The sequence below is a fragment of the Sediminibacillus sp. JSM 1682029 genome (assembly GCF_041366435.1).
In the GTDB taxonomy this organism is placed as follows: domain Bacteria; phylum Bacillota; class Bacilli; order Bacillales; family Amphibacillaceae; genus Sediminibacillus; species Sediminibacillus terrae.
Window position 1 is genome coordinate 743,625 of sequence record NZ_JBEWYY010000001.1, and the last position, 15,029, is coordinate 758,653.

Annotated in this window: 18 protein-coding genes; 7 read left to right on the forward strand and 11 right to left on the reverse strand. The window is 40.1% G+C overall.

Going from position 1 to position 15,029, the window contains the following annotated elements:
• The first annotated feature begins 96 nt into the window (after positions 1-96).
• Entirely contained in the window at positions 97-996 is a 900-nt protein-coding gene (locus ABVF09_RS03730) for a TetR/AcrR family transcriptional regulator (RefSeq protein WP_026771698.1), read from the forward strand.
• A 120-nt stretch (positions 997-1,116) separates the two neighbouring features.
• Here the strand turns inward: ABVF09_RS03730 and ABVF09_RS03735 are convergent, their stop codons facing one another.
• From ABVF09_RS03735 to ABVF09_RS03760, 6 genes are all read right to left on the reverse strand, one after another.
• Entirely contained in the window at positions 1,117-2,349 is a 1,233-nt protein-coding gene (locus ABVF09_RS03735) for an FtsW/RodA/SpoVE family cell cycle protein (RefSeq protein WP_371068649.1), read from the reverse strand.
• Complete coding sequence (locus ABVF09_RS03740; RefSeq protein ID WP_371068650.1) at positions 2,342-2,758, reverse strand: PadR family transcriptional regulator; 417 nt, start codon at positions 2,756-2,758, stop codon at positions 2,342-2,344. Before ABVF09_RS03740 ends, ABVF09_RS03735 begins: the two co-directional genes overlap by 8 nt.
• A 5-nt stretch (positions 2,759-2,763) precedes the next feature.
• The gene (locus ABVF09_RS03745) at positions 2,764-3,294 is read right to left on the reverse strand and encodes a sigma-70 family RNA polymerase sigma factor (protein WP_371068651.1); all 531 of its coding nucleotides are present in this window, start codon (positions 3,292-3,294) and stop codon (positions 2,764-2,766) included.
• A 126-nt stretch (positions 3,295-3,420) separates the two neighbouring features.
• Complete coding sequence (locus ABVF09_RS03750; protein WP_371068652.1) at positions 3,421-3,915, reverse strand: GNAT family N-acetyltransferase; 495 nt, start codon at positions 3,913-3,915, stop codon at positions 3,421-3,423.
• A gap of 442 nt (positions 3,916-4,357) precedes the next feature.
• Positions 4,358-4,672, reverse strand: coding sequence for a hypothetical protein (locus tag ABVF09_RS03755; RefSeq protein ID WP_026571593.1), 315 nt, complete (start codon positions 4,670-4,672; stop codon positions 4,358-4,360).
• Positions 4,673-5,158: 486 nt separating this feature from the next.
• Positions 5,159-5,995: an SDR family NAD(P)-dependent oxidoreductase gene (locus ABVF09_RS03760; RefSeq protein WP_371068653.1), complete on the reverse strand. Its 837-nt coding sequence runs from the start codon at positions 5,993-5,995 to the stop codon at positions 5,159-5,161.
• 107 nt (positions 5,996-6,102) lie between these two features.
• On the opposite strand from ABVF09_RS03760, the gene ABVF09_RS03765 reads away from it, so the two are divergent.
• Positions 6,103-7,071 carry a helix-turn-helix transcriptional regulator gene (locus ABVF09_RS03765; RefSeq protein ID WP_371068664.1) on the forward strand — a complete coding sequence of 323 codons (969 nt, stop codon included), beginning with the start codon at positions 6,103-6,105 and terminating at the stop codon, positions 7,069-7,071.
• Between the two features lie 146 nt (positions 7,072-7,217).
• Here ABVF09_RS03765 and ABVF09_RS03770 read toward each other — a convergent pair whose 3' ends face one another.
• Together ABVF09_RS03770 and ABVF09_RS03775 are read right to left on the reverse strand one after the other, a co-directional pair.
• On the reverse strand, positions 7,218-7,451 hold the full coding sequence (locus tag ABVF09_RS03770) for a hypothetical protein (RefSeq protein ID WP_371068654.1): 234 nt from the start codon (positions 7,449-7,451) through the stop codon (positions 7,218-7,220).
• A 36-nt stretch (positions 7,452-7,487) separates the two neighbouring features.
• Positions 7,488-8,021, reverse strand: a complete 534-nt coding sequence (locus ABVF09_RS03775; protein WP_371068655.1) for an NADPH-dependent FMN reductase — start codon at positions 8,019-8,021, stop codon at positions 7,488-7,490.
• A 319-nt stretch (positions 8,022-8,340) separates the two neighbouring features.
• Between ABVF09_RS03775 and ABVF09_RS03780 the strand changes: the two genes are divergently transcribed.
• From ABVF09_RS03780 to ymzB, 3 genes are all read left to right on the forward strand, one after another.
• Complete coding sequence (locus ABVF09_RS03780) at positions 8,341-9,054, forward strand: cytochrome c biogenesis CcdA family protein (protein ID WP_026571598.1); 714 nt, start codon at positions 8,341-8,343, stop codon at positions 9,052-9,054.
• Between the two features lie 70 nt (positions 9,055-9,124).
• Positions 9,125-9,529, forward strand: coding sequence for a hypothetical protein (locus tag ABVF09_RS03785; RefSeq protein ID WP_371068656.1), 405 nt, complete (start codon positions 9,125-9,127; stop codon positions 9,527-9,529).
• A gap of 119 nt (positions 9,530-9,648) precedes the next feature.
• Positions 9,649-10,002 (forward strand): protein YmzB, encoded by a 354-nt coding sequence (gene ymzB, locus ABVF09_RS03790; RefSeq protein ID WP_026571599.1) that lies wholly within the window; start codon positions 9,649-9,651, stop codon positions 10,000-10,002.
• 55 nt (positions 10,003-10,057) lie between these two features.
• Here ymzB and ABVF09_RS03795 read toward each other — a convergent pair whose 3' ends face one another.
• Together ABVF09_RS03795 and ABVF09_RS03800 are read right to left on the reverse strand one after the other, a co-directional pair.
• A complete protein-coding gene (locus ABVF09_RS03795; RefSeq protein ID WP_371068657.1) occupies positions 10,058-10,888 on the reverse strand; it encodes an alpha/beta hydrolase in 831 nt (276 codons plus the stop codon).
• Positions 10,889-10,972: 84 nt separating this feature from the next.
• Positions 10,973-11,386, reverse strand: coding sequence for a carboxymuconolactone decarboxylase family protein (locus ABVF09_RS03800; protein ID WP_371068658.1), 414 nt, complete (start codon positions 11,384-11,386; stop codon positions 10,973-10,975).
• Between the two features lie 120 nt (positions 11,387-11,506).
• Here ABVF09_RS03800 and ABVF09_RS03805 point away from each other — a divergent pair, with 120 nt between their 5' ends.
• Positions 11,507-11,941 carry an Lrp/AsnC family transcriptional regulator gene (locus tag ABVF09_RS03805; RefSeq protein WP_026571601.1) on the forward strand — a complete coding sequence of 145 codons (435 nt, stop codon included), beginning with the start codon at positions 11,507-11,509 and terminating at the stop codon, positions 11,939-11,941.
• Between the two features lie 54 nt (positions 11,942-11,995).
• On the opposite strand, the gene ABVF09_RS03810 is transcribed toward ABVF09_RS03805, so the two are convergent.
• The gene (locus tag ABVF09_RS03810; RefSeq protein WP_153462231.1) at positions 11,996-13,351 is read right to left on the reverse strand and encodes an alkaline phosphatase; all 1,356 of its coding nucleotides are present in this window, start codon (positions 13,349-13,351) and stop codon (positions 11,996-11,998) included.
• Between the two features lie 329 nt (positions 13,352-13,680).
• Here ABVF09_RS03810 and ABVF09_RS03815 point away from each other — a divergent pair, with 329 nt between their 5' ends.
• The gene (locus ABVF09_RS03815) at positions 13,681-14,832 is read left to right on the forward strand and encodes an MFS transporter (RefSeq protein ID WP_026771709.1); all 1,152 of its coding nucleotides are present in this window, start codon (positions 13,681-13,683) and stop codon (positions 14,830-14,832) included.
• Positions 14,833-15,029 lie beyond the last annotated feature (197 nt).

Genomic DNA, 15,029 nt, shown 5'->3' on the forward strand with positions numbered 1-15,029 from the left:
ATAATTAAATCAAGGGTTTTGAAATAATAAATAGACAGCCTTAATATATAAGCTTTTATAAAATATACCAATGGTATAATTTTCTGGAGGAATTATATGAGTGATCGAAAAAAACAAGTAATCGACAGCGCCTTGCAGCTGTTTATCGAAAAAGGAATAGAGCAAACTTCGCTTCAAGACATCATAACGAGGGCTGGTATATCCAAAGGCACTTTCTATAATTATTTTGCCTCAAAAAATGAGTGCGTACTCGTCATTTTAGAAAGGGCCCGTTATGAAGCAAGTCTACAGCGACAGGAAATGCTGGCCGGTAAAGACCCGGCTGATATCGAATTGTTGATCCAGCAAATATCGGTTCTTTTAAATATCAACCACCAGCAAAACCTTATCGCTGTGTACAATTCGATCCTTCATTCCGGGGATAAAGAATTGAAAAAAATGATTTCCCTGCATCGCCTTCATGAGCATGAATGGCTGGCTGAGCGGTTTACAGATGTTTTCGGGGAAGCAGTCCGGCCCTATTCATATGAAGCAGCTGTGCTTTTTTACGGAATGATGCAGCACATTTCCATTACATGGCGAATGACCCATGATGCCGCGCTCGATCCGATAAAAGCAGCCAGGACGATCATTCTCTATATTAAAGAAATCATTCCTGTAATGGTAAGAGAAAACACTGCACTTCTGGATTTGGAAGCGATGGAAATGTTGAAGAATAAAATTGAAATTCATCGGGTACCGAAAGGGGACATTCTCCACTTATTAGGAAGGTTGAGACAGGATATCTCGACAAAGCAAACACCAAAAAACATGCTCGATTTAGCTGATGTCTTGTTTGAAGAACTTTCTGCCGACGATATCCGAATTGCGGTTGTGGAATCACTGCTCCGGCCGTTTTATAAGGCTTTCGAGGATACCCCTTTTGCCAATGAAGCAAGAGAAATCGCAGCTAAAACTAGCCAATATTTGAAATCTAAAACGAAGCAGACAAAATGAATGCTGCACATGCTTTTCAGTTTAAATCGTGGATAAAAGATGGAATTCAGCAATAGTTACAAATACAAACAGCAGAAAAACCCGTTTGGCATCTTTTGCTCAAACGGGTTTTAGTATTCACTATGCTTTGATTGCATGGAAAGTCGATGTTCTACGATAAACACTGAGCACGAGTCCAAGCATGATAGCATTAAATACTATCAGATAAGACCCATAGCTGATGAATGGCAGCGGTACCCCCACAAGAGGGAAAATCCCCAAAATCATACCCAAGTTGTAGAATGTTTGAAAGGCAAGCAAAGTGATTGCACCGCCAATCAGTACTTTTCCTAATGGATCATTGACACGCGGGAAAATGAAAAGCATTCTTACCAGAAGTCCAAAAAGCACGATTACAGTGAATAATCCGGTCAGCCAACCAAACTGTTGAATGATGGTAACAAGGGCTAAATCCGTATGAGCTTCCGGCACACCTGCAGCTTGATCCCCTCCCATCCCCAGCCAATTTGCATGGGTAAATACTTCTTGAATATTGGAATAAACAAACGTTTTTTCTTGCGTGTATTCCCCTGGGAGATATGTTTTTAAGCGTGTTGCTAAACCGATAACCAGTCCAACTGCACCCATCAGGAGCAAATATATTTTGTTAGGTCGAGCCGTATCAGCCCACACAACCATACCTATAAGAATAAGTGTATAGAGAAGCATCGCCAAAATATTTCCGATAAACGCAAACATCAAAAATGGAATCAGATAGAGAATGCAAAGGACAAGTCCATTCATTCTTTTATCCCTTAAAAACCCTGTCCAGCTAATGAAAAAGAACGGAATCGTGTCCAGAATGTTAAAAGCGAGCGGCCCCAGTTCGACATAAGGGAAGCCGTTTACGTAAGCAGTTGGAAAAAGGAATAAAAGGAATGACAAAAACAGTCCGCCAAGATAACTTGCCCATCGGAATTTGACTATTTTGGAATAGTTAAACAGCATCAGTCCACCTGTGATCACTAACCCAAATATTGCATAGATAATTTTATGTGGCACGAACCCCAAATTTCCGCCTATCGCCATCAAAGGTAAAAAGCCTAAACAGAGAGCCATGATAAATAGAACTGCGATCCACCAATCAACTTTGGGGCGGTGAAGTTTTTTCAATTCTTTCCCTAGCGGAACAGGATTCCCCATTTGTGCAACTGCTTTTTCTTCTGCATCCTTTTCGTCCATTCCTGATGTTATAAAACGTTGTTTCTCTTTATCGATATGGTATTCCAACTCAGTCACAATCATTTTTCGGACAGACGGTGATTTTATCTCTGTTCCAACGGTTTCAAGAAAAATTTTCTTGCTGTTATTCATTAACTGTCACTTCCAGCCATACCTTCAAATCACCCTGTTTATAACTGTTTTTTTCCATTCTTTCCAAAAGGCGCTTTCCTCTCTGGTTTAATCGATACCGTTTTTCTCTCCGCTCATTCCAATTGGCTGTCAAATGACCTTTTAGCTCCAGTCGATGGAGCGTGGTGTAAAGAAATCCTTCGTTACTATCGAATTTTTTTATTCCCCTTGCCCTGAGTAGTTTTGCTAGTTCAACACCTGTCTTCTCTTGAACAAGCAGCTGTAATACAGCCCGGAAAACATCCTCCTCTTTCTCCCCTTCTTTTTCTATTACCTGGAAGACGGCACTTCTGTGACGTTCCGAAAAGTCCAAATCCTTGAAAATCGTTTTGTCCATTGTGTTTTTCAATTTGCTCAACCTTTTCTCCAATTTGCTCACCCCTCTAATTTTTTTCGCAGCAATTTTCTTGCTTTTCTTAATCGTGTCTTCACGGTATTTAGATTTTTCCCGGTTACCATCGATACTTCCTTTAACGATAAATCCTCATAATAAAACAAATAAATGACCTCTCTGTATTTCACTGACAGTTCCATGACGACAACCATTAGCTCCCGATCCTCACTGTTCTGAATCACTGTATTCTCTACATCATCTTGGTTGATGACCTTCTGAAAATATTCATACCCATCGGTGAAAACATTTCTGGTGTACCAACTCTTTAAAAAATCTTTGCAATGATTGATGGCGATCCTCCATAGCCAAGTCTTCAGTTTTGATTTTCCATCGTATGTATCAAGCTTCTGGTAACACTTAATAAAGATTTCCTGTGTCAAATCCTCAGCAGCTTCTTTGTCCTTCACATAAGAAAAAACAAGCTGCAATATATCTTGTCCATGATTTTGCATAAGTTGATCGATGACTTTTTCTTTATCCTCTATGACATCTTCTGCTACGTACTCTTCCAATTTGATCACCTCCCTGTTAGTTAGACGAGAAAGATAAAGGCAAGGTTTTTGTTTTTCTCAGTATAAACAAAAAAGAGGCTTCCTCAGTAAAGGAATGCCTCTTTTTCGCTAATACTTATATGCTGTTCAATACAACCAATAGATAGAGTCATCTGTTTGTATCGTCCGTTCAAAACCTATCTTCTCCAATACACGGATGGAAGGAGCATTGTCGGGATCACAACTGGCCATCACCTTTTTCACCCCGGGCTGTGTGAGTCCCCATGCCACCATTGCTTTTCCCATTTCTGTAGCAAACCCTTTCCCCCGGCTACTCGGAATGATACTGTAACCTAAATCAATCACCCCTTCTTCGTTAGGTCCTCCTTTAAATCCCATATCGCCTACAATCCTATTGTTCGTTTTATCGACTATCAATCCTTCCCATTCATTTTCAGAAGGAACCTTACGGAAGCGCTCAATTTTATATGGAAATAGGTTTTTATAGACTTCCAACGGCCACTCGGCTCCTGTGTCGAACGGAACTATTCGTTTAAGCTCTTGTCCTCCTTTTAACACGGCTTCCATCATGTCTGCCGTCAACGTATGCATTTCCAACCGCTCCGTTTTAAATTCTGGCATATGTATATCTCCCTTTCTTTGAGTCTATCGACTATCTATTGTTTTTGCAAAGCAGGATAAAGCACTTATTACACCACAAATTCCATTGTTGTACCAATCAGACAATTATACAATCCCATATTCTATATTATACTCACTAAAGGAGGATGCTTATGATTTGTTCTACCTGGCAGCCACGCTGGAGAGACATATGCCAGCCACCTTGCCAGCCTTGCTGCCCGACGCCGCCAGAGCCAGAACCCGAGCCAGAACAACCTGATGGAGGTTGGGGTTTGATTACCATTATCATTCTGGCACCTTTCATTTTGTTGCTAGCCATCTTATTTGGCATAATCAGCTTTGGGACAGGGCTAATCTGCCGTAAGTGCTAAGAATAAGGAAAGGAAGCTTCTAAACTGCTTCCTTTCTAAGAAATTATCCTCTCAAGAAGATTATCACCGAGTCACTTGATAGCCATTTTAATAGTCAATCCCACTTGCTCCTTGAATACTCCGGCTGGATTCATGGAGAGCAACACTTCCCCCGCTTCTGTTTCAAATTCCTTCTCTCTATTACCGAGAAATCGTTTTGCTCCGTAAGAGGTTGAATACAGAGTTCCGATGATTGTTTCAACTGTCCAAGTCACTTGATAAGACGGAAGCCGGTGAACTTCTAAATCGAAATCTGAATCCTTAATGATTGTTTCATAACTCCGATCGGGATGTCGATAAGTAGTATTTCCAGCCCTCCGTTCTTTTCCATTCTGTTTCCCATTCAAGAAAAAACGCTGCACTAAGTATCGAACGAGCGTGGAAGGATACATAGGTCTGTATTTTGCATAATAGGTCGCTGTTCCTTTGAAAAGTTTTACCCATGTGTGTTCACACTTTACACGCTTATTGAAATTCCATTCTTTATTAAAGATTCTCTGCTTGTCGGAGTATCACCTGCAAGAAAAGCGCTTCTGAAATAAATCAGAAACTCTTCTCCGATAATTAAGGGATAATCGCGATATTCCAAATGTCATTAATATTTATAGTAAGGACGAGGAAATATTGAACCATCATGTGAATCCCCCTTCCAACTTTTAGACTGGCAAATAGATTTTTTGTTTCATTTTTTTCAAAACAATCACTAAAAATCCCCTTCATTTGCATGCTTTCAAGCTTATTAATATCTCTGTTGATAGGAACTGGGACTTGGTTATCTTTTTAGAAAATCTTTCAGATAAAAGAAAAAGCACCCGGTTAAGGATGCTTTCTGCTTATTTCATTGTAAAGGGTGGAATATAACGGCCGTCCGCATCAACAAACTGGTATTCCTTTGCAAGGTCACCGACTTTACATATTCTACCTGTTTTCTTAAAAATATCAGGATCTTCAGCCAAAGCTGTAATGCCCCGACCAATATAAAACGGAGTTTCTGTACCTTGTAAATCTTTTGACTGCTGCCAGTTCTCCTCATCTGATTGATGATATTTCAGTACTAATTCCGTTCTCATAAATCCCGGGGAAACAGCAATTACTGCGATATTATCTTGTTTTAGCTCTAACGAAAGGTCATAGGCCATGCGCACAATCGTGATTTTGGCTAAATCATAATAAAAGTGTCCAGTATAATTACCATCATCCCAAAAAGTCGTATGGAAAATAACCGCCTCCTGATTTTCCCTCATAAAAGGAACCGCATAATGATTCGTCGCCAATTGGGCACGGACGCCAGCCGTGAACATCGTATCCCAATGCTCTAAAGGAAGGTCCCAAAAGGGCCCTCCTTCCACCCCCAGATCATGTGCTCCCCAGACATTATTCACTAAAATATCCAGTTTCCCTTGTTCCCTTCGTATTTGTTCTATTACTGCTGCTGTCTCTTCGTCTTTCGTATGATCGCATCGAATGGCAACCGCCATCCCTCCTGCCTCTATAATTTCCTCTGCAGTCTCATCGATAGATCCAGGAAAATTTTGGGTGGAACTACCTCTTAAGCTACGCCCTGTAACGTAAACTGTCGCTCCTGCTTTCCCTAATTCTATTGCGATCCCCCGCCCTGCACCTCTGCTTGCTCCAGTCACCAATGCAATCTTCCCTGTTAACTTTTTCAAATTACTACACCCTTTCTATAAAAGATGTATTCATTGTAAACAAGCTATCTTGACAACCTCTGTCATATTTCATTAAATAATCTATATATGGAAAGTTGGTGAACATGATGAGAGGAGACCGGCTAATATCGATTTTATTGTTATTGCAATCGTATGATCAGTTGACGGCAAAACAGCTATCCGAAAAACTGGAAGTTTCAGAACGAACGATTTATCGAGACATGGATGCGCTCAGCAGGATAGGTATCCCAGTTGTTGCAGAACGCGGTAAGCAAGGCGGATGGTCATTACTTGATAACTATAAAACAACCCTTACCGGTTTTAAAGAAGCTGAAGTCCATGCCTTGTTTATTTCTTACTCGATACAGTTGCTAGAGGATCTTGGCCTTAAACGTGAAGCTGATGACGCCAGAAACAAATTGTTCGCAGCCCTTCCAGCAGTACAACAAAACAGTGCCAAAGCAGTGTGGAATCGGATTTATATCGATACTAGTAGTTGGAGACAAAAACAAGAAAATGCCACTTCATTTTCTGTACTTCAGCAAGCAATCTGGGATACAAAAAAATTAAGGATAGAATACCAGCGTGCAGATGGCAGTGAGGATGAGAGGATAGTAAAACCACTAGGATTAGTTGCTAAAGGAAACAAGTGGTATTTTATTGCTGGTAAAGAGAATAACGAAATCCGCAGTTACCGAATTTCCAGAATACAAGCCGCTAAACCAATTGATGAAACCTTTATCAGACCTAATAATTTTGACCTTTCTAGTTATTGGGATTCCACGACCAATGCGTTTATCGAGCATTTGCCTGAATACCCAGTATCGGTAGAGGTAACGAAAACAATCATGCCCCGGCTGACTTTCACTGGACGTTTTGTCCGGATTCTCGAAGTAAAGGATCCATCACAAGAAGGTTGGATTCCAGTTGATTTGGTTTTTAATACAGAAGAGGAAGCAGCAGCATATATCTTAGGTTTCGCCAATCAAATCAGGATCCTCAAACCAAAACGGCTACATAGCAAAGTCAGCGATATGGCAAAAGCTACAGCCGCTTTTTATCAACAAAATGACTAGGAAGCAAATGACCAGTATCGCAAAAAGTTGCTTTTAGTGAAAAAGGACCGTCCTCCGATTTTAGATAAAGCCCTTTTTTACAGAAATGAAAACCAGCACTGTCCCTTCAGCTGCTGGTTTAAAGTATTGTTGTGAATTATCTATGCTTATTCTATCTCCCATTTCTCCACATCGGTGGCAGGGATCACAGGAGCGCCAAACATTACGTAAGAATTGTCCTTTTCCTGTCCTGTACTATATTGTTCTATCCGTTCATCTCTTTTAATTGCTTCCAATATCGTGGGGTGGATGAGAATTTTTTTCGGAATAGTCGGCTCTCCAATTTCCGTTTGCTCAGCCCGCCATATTGAAATGTCTTGTAGCAGAGCGTCCAGTTCCATCATGTTTCCTCCTTATCTTGCTGTCTTATAATCCAGTCAACTGATATTCTGCTGCAACCTTATAAGTTCTTCCGCAAATTTCTCAATGCGTTCGGTAACCTCTTCGTCAATGATTTCATTTTCATCGTCAAATGAGTCGTTATGGATAAAAACATTATATGCCGGTACCAATCCTTTTAAATAAGAAAGAATTGGTTTTAGCTGATATTCGGAGACAAGAAAGTGCTTTTCGACTGCTCCGGTAGACACAATCCCTGTTACTTTATTCTTAAAAGCATCGACCGGGAAGTGGTCCAGTAAGTTTTTCAATGCTCCGGAAATTGAAGCCTGGTAAATCGGTGTGCCTATGACCAGAAAATCAGCCGCCAATATTTTATTTATTACATTAAAAGTATCTTCATTATAATAGGCAAGCGGCGTACCGCGGACAAATTCCACATCGTAATCCTTCAAGTCGATCATTTCCTTTTTCACATCTGAATCAACTGCTTTAGCAGCTGCCAATACTTTATTTATGGCTACATGGGTCTTCCAGCCAACCAACGATCCTGATATTCCCACAAGTTTCATAGCAAGTACCCTCCTGGATAGTAAGCTTGTCTCGTTTATACATGAATAATAATTTCAGTGAAAACAAGTTGTTTCTCAATATCTGCTTATTAAAACCTCTTATCGCCTTGTTTCAATCTATGTCCAAATAATCTTCAATATTATTAGTATATCATCTTTAATGAAAAACAAGCCATATACTCTATTAGCATTATAGAGATTGAACTGGCTAGCATCCTGATTGTTTTGTCCATATTTTTGTACTGGTAATAGCAGGAAAAACAATGGTAAAATTAAAAAAAGCACTTTAAGCAATAAGTCAAAATAGAGGAGTGTTACTATGGATTTGAGTATTTGGTTAGTTTTTGGAGCAGGAATTTTATCTTTTATATCTCCCTGTGTATTCCCGCTCTATCCTTCTTATTTATCATATATAACAGGGTTGTCAGTAGCCCAGCTATCAGGAAATAATCCCCAGTCCCCTTCTGGTGTAAAACGGACCTTATTGTTACATACGTTATTTTTTGTATTTGGATTATCAATTGTTTTTTTTATTTTAGGGACTACATTTACATTTATTGGAGACTTTTTTATCAATTACCAAGACCTTATTAGAATGTTAGGTGCAATATTGATTGTTACAATGGGGTTCTTTTTAATGGGCATATTTCAACCAATCACTTTAATGAAAGAAAAACGTTTTAATGTAATCAAAAAACCCGCTGGTTATCTAGGATCACTTTTTGTAGGGATTTTTTTTGCAGCAGGTTGGACACCTTGTATTGGTCCTATTTTAACTTCAGTCTTAACTTTGTCAGCCACTAATCCAAATAAAGGCTTGCTTTATACTGTAGCATATACAGTAGGTTTTTCTATCCCTTTCCTTTCAATGTCTTTTTTTCTCGGCAAAACTAGGTGGATTATGAAATATTCAGAAAAGATTATGAAGATAAGCGGCTGTTTAATGGTTGTACTCGGAATTTTATTGTTTTTTGACAAGATTGCTGATATAGGAATTTGGTTGAGATATATATTTGGTTATGAAGGTTTTTGAAAAATGGAAGGAATTCCCAATTATATGAAGAATATAAATATTGAAAACTATTATGAAAGGGGAATTTCATATGAACAAATGGAAAGTACTTCTGCTAGCGATTATTATGTGCTTAGCTTTCCCTGTGTCATCTTTCGCAAGTACCGGTTTTTCAATGGGAGCGGGAGAATGGGATTGGGCTGGAAGTCGAATCTTTTATGGAGATCATCGAGACAACCCAGTGAGCTCTGGAGGTGGAGATTTTTGGATTCAGTATGTTCAATATCCAAATTATCCTAGTACTACTTTTAAAGTATATGAATATGATCCTAATAATGCGGACGATTATGTAGGAACTTATACTGTTACAGCATCGAATAGGGATGTTTACTTAAGAGGTATTAGCAATTTTGTAGATGGCTCAAACAATAAAGCTGAATTTTATGTGAAAACCTCAAATGATAACGATGTATCAAATGTTGCTTTTTGGGATTAAAATATTTCTAAAGACCGTACATATTGTACGGTCTTTTTTAGTTTAGAAAAGTTACCTTTGCTATCGTTTCCTGAATGATTCCCTGCTTTTCGGACAGGCTAAAACAAGGAGGGATGATTTTGGCACAACAATTTTTATCCATAGAAGAATTCAATCAACTAATCCAGCAATGGAATGGCAAGACCATTAAAGTAACGAAGCAGGAAATCGGCGATTATGATGAGACGGTACTACGGTTAAATGCCGTTTCCTATGATACAGATACACGAAGAGTGGATGACTATCAAGCGAAGCATAAGCTGCAATTAAGCGGAGATGGCACCATGCTTACAGATGCAGCAAATACACAGCCGCTACCAAACCAGGTCTACGAAATTCCAATTGAGGATTCTACATTATTTCAATACGACGATGAACGTTTTTCCTTAACGACCGACCGTGGCAGCTATACCATTGAATTAATAACTGAATAGGGAGAAGTATACATAGTAAAAACATGGCACCATTAAAAATAAGCGCCATGTTTTTTCATTGCTTGATCCCTTTTTTTAACCAATTTAAAACAAGGTCAAACCATGGTTCACAATATTGATTGATTTGCTCTTTGCGTGCAGCCGAAACGGCAGTGCCCAACGAGAGGCCATGTACCCCACTTTCAAAAAAGTGAGCCTCATTTGGGATTCGCTTTTCCTGAAGGGCGAGCATCAGTTTCATCGAATTTTCTACCGGCACCGTCGCATCATCCCTTGTATGCCAAATGAATACTCTTGGCAAATGTTCCGGGATATGTTTGTCAGGTTGGATAAGCCTTTTCTTTGTCGGTTGATGAAAGTCATGCCCGAATAAATCTTTGATTTCTTTCTCTCTTTCTACTTGTTTTGGCCATCCATAAGTGAAATTAACGACCGGATAACATAATACCAAATGATTTACATGCAATTTTTCCGAAGAAACACCCAGTAGTCCAGCTACCCAGTCCTTTTCTGCCGCAAATGTGAGAGCAAGGTGCCCTCCTGCCGAAAAACCAGTCAGGACGATTTGCTCCAAATCGACATGCCAGTTCTCCGCGTTTGAACGCAGCCACAAAAAAGTTGAACCGAGCTGTACATAAGGATCGGGAAATAAAGAAGTATCAGATGAAATACAAGAATATCTTACAATGATGACATGGTATCCTTCTGAGAAATACTTCATCGCCACAGGATCTGCTTCCCTGTCGGAAGTGTGGGTATAGCCTCCTCCTGGGCATATCACCACGACCGGACGTTTCTCCCCAGTCTTGAATTGAGAAGAATCCTCCCATAAATATGCTATTGCGTATGCACCTTGTGTACCGAATTTCTGCTTTTCGATTCTCAATCCTCTCACCCCTCAGCCTTGAAAATGTATGATCTATTACTAAGATAAAGGATGGAGAACTTTTTTTCACGGCATATTATCCGATCAAGCCTCTGCTTCTAATTGCAAAACAGCTCCAACATTTTGCTGAGCAGTGGTAAAGCAAATAAAAGCGATCAATTCACTAATTTCTTTTTCTGAAAACACATCCCGTAATACATCGAACACGGAGTCTGGTATTTCTCCATGTAACCTGGCAAAAACTTCAGCAAATCCTGTTGCGGTAAGTACTCTTTCATCCACAATATGCGGGTTCGGTTTTCCTTTTGCTTTGCAGTATTGACAGCCATTTCGCTGAGCCAGCGTCCTTCTAACCTGCTCTTTAAGTTCTACCGACAGTTGTCCGTCCTTTTCCAACACTTTCCCGAGCAATGTCCAACTTTCCATTATCCTCGGGTTAAGTCCCAATAGTTGTTGGAAAGGCGTTTCTCCAATTTTTGACTGATTAATTCTGACCATCCCTATCCCTCCTTGTTTTATAATGATAAGATAATAACTAAATCTTTCACATACACTTTTTAAAGAAAATATACAAAATCCTTTAGAAATCAAACGTAATCAGGAGGCATCATTTAAAATATGAAAATAGATGATATCGATGTAAAAATAATAGATGAATTACAGAAAAACAGCCGATTGTCAATGAGTGAGCTTGGCAGGAGAGTCAATCTTTCTTCGCCCTCTGTGACGGAAAGGGTGAGACAAATGGAATCTTTCGGAATCATCCAGCAATATACCCTCGAAGTCGACTATGAAAAGTTGGGCTGTCCGATACAATGTTTGATAGAAGCTACAGTGAAAGATGGAAATTACGAAGCCTTTAAAAATAAAATCCAAACGTTCTCTAATGTAGAGTTTTGTTATCGAATTGCCGGCAAAGCATGTTATATGCTGAAGTTGCATTTTAAAGATTTTACACAAGCAGAAGAATTCATTAATACGTTAAGTTCCTACGCTGCAACGGTTACCCATTTTATCTTTTCTAAAGTGGAAACCAATCTATCATTTCAATAATAAAATATAATAAAAACCCCTTCGTCCTCTTGGGCAAAGGGGTCAGCTTGTTGTTCAATTACGCAAAAAGTCGAATAGCTTCTCAGCTGTTTCTGTATTTTCCAGTGAACCTGCAAATTGATCGGAACCTGGACCATATGCGTAGATATTCACATCGACACCAGTATGTCCGCCTGTCGTCCAGCCAGTTCCAGATCGCTCGTTAAATATCGCTTCAATGGCATTGTCGATATCCGTTGCCTCTCCACTTTGGCTTGCTGTTTCCACGGATTGAATCTCATCTTCCGTCAAAGCTAAATCAATGTTTTCATCCAACACAGACCTTACTGGCTCACCATTCGTTATTTCCTGTGCCATATAATCCGGAGTTCGTTTTGCCGCCTTTATTGGCGCCGGATTCCAAACATACGGACCATTAGCTCCGATAGACAATCCTCCCGTAGAATGATCAGCTGTGGCAACTACCAGGGTATGCTTGTCTTTCTTTGCGTATTCAATCGCTGCCTTGAATGCTTTTTCGAAGTCTTCCATCTCACTCATAGCCCCTACAACATCATTATCGTGTCCTGCCCAATCAATTTGACTCCCTTCTATCATAAGGAAAAAACCATCTTTATCCTTACTCAGACGATCAAGAGCGGAATTGGTCATTTCGGCCAAAGAGGGAGTAGATGCGTTACGATCAATCATTTTATCCATTCCTACCGGAGCAAACAACCCTAAAACTTGACCATGATCATCCTTCAGCAGTTGTTTGCGGGTTGTTACATAACTGTACCCATCCTTCTGAAATGCTTCCACCAAATTTCGGTCTTCCCGTTCAAAGTAGCTTGTCCCGCCGCCTAAGAGTACGTCCACTTTATGCTGGCCATTTATTGAATCATCATAGTAGTCATCGGCTATCTGATTATAGTTTTGCCTGGATTCATCATGCGCACCAAAAGCAGCTGGTGTCGCGTGATTGACCTGGGAGGTCACGACCAAACCGGTCGACTTCCCTTGTTCTTTTGCTTGCTCAAGCACTGTTTTAACATCCTGCTTCTTTGTATCGACTGCAATCGCACCATTATATGTCTTTACTCCGCCAGCCATGGAAGTTGCAGCCGCTGCCGAATCAGTGATGTTTTCTTCATGATCGTCGGGATAGGTTCTTTGCATGCCCACCAAGTAAGAATCAAAGACAGTAGATTCCATCATTGGTGTACTTGGATCATCTTTCAAGTAACGGTACATCGTGTTATAGGCAGGTCCCATGCCATCACCAATCAAAAAAATAACATTTTTTACTTTTGCATGGTTTTGTTCTTGATTCGCTTCCGTTGAAGTATAGAGGGTGAATATGCTTCCCAGTGCCACCCCTGTTATCACAAGCGGAGCTGCCAATCTTTTCAACATGCCGTTTCTATTCATTGATTTCCCTCCAAATAATAAATATGATTTCATCTAATATAGTAATCTTGTTTTATTAATGAAGGATTAATAGAAAGTAAAGATGGCTGATCTGCCGTTATTTTGATTTCTTAGGCCTAAACCTGCCAATTCTGCAGGCCGTTTACGGGTTATAAAGAACTAGAAAACTAATCTGCTTAGACTGGATGAATGATTTGATCGTAGGGATTAGATACATTTTCCTAATCAGCAGACTTAACAAAATTTACATTATATTTATAAAAACAAGCCGGCACCAATTGCTCGTCTAATTCTCACCTCTCCTTCATAAAGTTTTACGAGGTGAGAAAATGAAAAAAACTACAGCTAATAAATGGCACCTTTTTATCGTTTTGTTTTTTATCAGTTTAGCAATGAGAGTTCAGGTTCCCGTATTCACACCATATGCGGCAGCATTCGGAGCAACCAGCGTTTTTATCGGCATCATCCTGAGTGTTACCTCACTCACTAATTTATCCGGCAATGTTCTCGCCGGCCCGTTAATCGACCGGCTTGGTAAAAAACTATTCATCACACTCCCGATTTTTGCTTCTGGGTTGTTGTTTATTGCCCATGCCTTCGCCAATGATCCTGGCGACTTGTTGGTTTTGCATGGCCTGAATGGATTTGCTTTAGCATTCTTGATTCCTGCTGCTTTTGCAATGCTATCAGGATTCGCTGAGAATAGCAGGCAGCAGGGGAAAAACATGGCGATCAACGGACTTTTTTCTACCATTGCTGGTATAGCCGCCCCATTGATCGGCGGTAAGCTGGTTGTCATCATTGGTTATCAAAATACTTATTGGATTATCGGAAGTACCATGCTGGCAGTCGGGCTTTATGCTGTCCGTTCCTTAAATGAAACGAAACCTGTAGTTTCCCTTTCCCCATCGAATGCTACCATTAAGTTTGAAACGAATCCCAAATTAATCGCTGTCTATCTGATCGGGTTTGCGGCCATGTATGTACACGGGGTCGTCATTTACGAAGTACCATATTTAGCCGTGGAAAATGGGTTATCTACTTTCGATACTGGCAGACTGTTCAGTTATATGGGCATTGGCACTCTAATGATGTTATCCATGTTTTTTGTCAATCGCTTCTCCCCCTTTAAACGTCTGGTCACTGGTTTATTTGGAATGGCGATGGCCTTGGCAGGTATTTTCACATCGGTTCTTCCTCTGGCAGTATTATTGTTTTTCCTTGGTATTTTCTCCGGCTTGGTCATGCCTGCAATGGCAACAGCAGTCACAGACAATACAAGCAAACAAAGCCATGGCAGAGCCTTTGGTTTTATGTCGGCTATCTACTCGCTGGGTATCATCAGCAGCTCTTTTTTTACAGGGGTGATCCGTGATTCCATATCTCCGTACTTTATCGCATTTCTTGTCAGCATGACGGTGCTGACAATTGCCGGCTATACAAGATTGCGTTCCTCTAATGGGAATTTGCAGCATATCTAATCTTTCTCATGCAGCAAAACATGGCGGAGGCAAGATATGGAGACACTGACGGGAACAGCACGAGCTGAAACCCACTAGCGTTGCATTAATGGGTTATCTTTACTTTAATGAAAGAATATGTAATCTGTTTACAAAAATAAAAATTGCTCCTATTGTAGAAGAAGACCTAACTAGTTCCCAAATCTTCTACAAAGGAG

Bases quoted from the DNA above. Each gene is read 5' to 3' on its own strand.
- ABVF09_RS03730 (WP_026771698.1), top strand. From the start codon at position 97: ATGAGTGATCGAAAAAAACAAGTAATCGACAGCGCCTTGCAGCTGTTT.
- ABVF09_RS03735 (WP_371068649.1), bottom strand. From the start codon at position 2,349: ATGAATAACAGCAAGAAAATTTTTCTTGAAACCGTTGGAACAGAGATA.
- ABVF09_RS03750 (WP_371068652.1), bottom strand. From the start codon at position 3,915: ATGCCAGAATTTAAAACGGAGCGGTTGGAAATGCATACGTTGACGGCA.
- ABVF09_RS03765 (WP_371068664.1), top strand. From the start codon at position 6,103: ATGAGAGGAGACCGGCTAATATCGATTTTATTGTTATTGCAATCGTAT.
- ABVF09_RS03770 (WP_371068654.1), bottom strand. From the start codon at position 7,451: ATGGAACTGGACGCTCTGCTACAAGACATTTCAATATGGCGGGCTGAG.
- ABVF09_RS03775 (WP_371068655.1), bottom strand. From the start codon at position 8,021: ATGAAACTTGTGGGAATATCAGGATCGTTGGTTGGCTGGAAGACCCAT.
- ABVF09_RS03780 (WP_026571598.1), top strand. From the start codon at position 8,341: ATGGATTTGAGTATTTGGTTAGTTTTTGGAGCAGGAATTTTATCTTTT.
- ABVF09_RS03785 (WP_371068656.1), top strand. From the start codon at position 9,125: ATGAACAAATGGAAAGTACTTCTGCTAGCGATTATTATGTGCTTAGCT.
- ABVF09_RS03800 (WP_371068658.1), bottom strand. From the start codon at position 11,386: ATGGTCAGAATTAATCAGTCAAAAATTGGAGAAACGCCTTTCCAACAA.
- ABVF09_RS03805 (WP_026571601.1), top strand. From the start codon at position 11,507: ATGAAAATAGATGATATCGATGTAAAAATAATAGATGAATTACAGAAA.
- ABVF09_RS03810 (WP_153462231.1), bottom strand. From the start codon at position 13,351: ATGAATAGAAACGGCATGTTGAAAAGATTGGCAGCTCCGCTTGTGATA.
- ABVF09_RS03815 (WP_026771709.1), top strand. From the start codon at position 13,681: ATGAAAAAAACTACAGCTAATAAATGGCACCTTTTTATCGTTTTGTTT.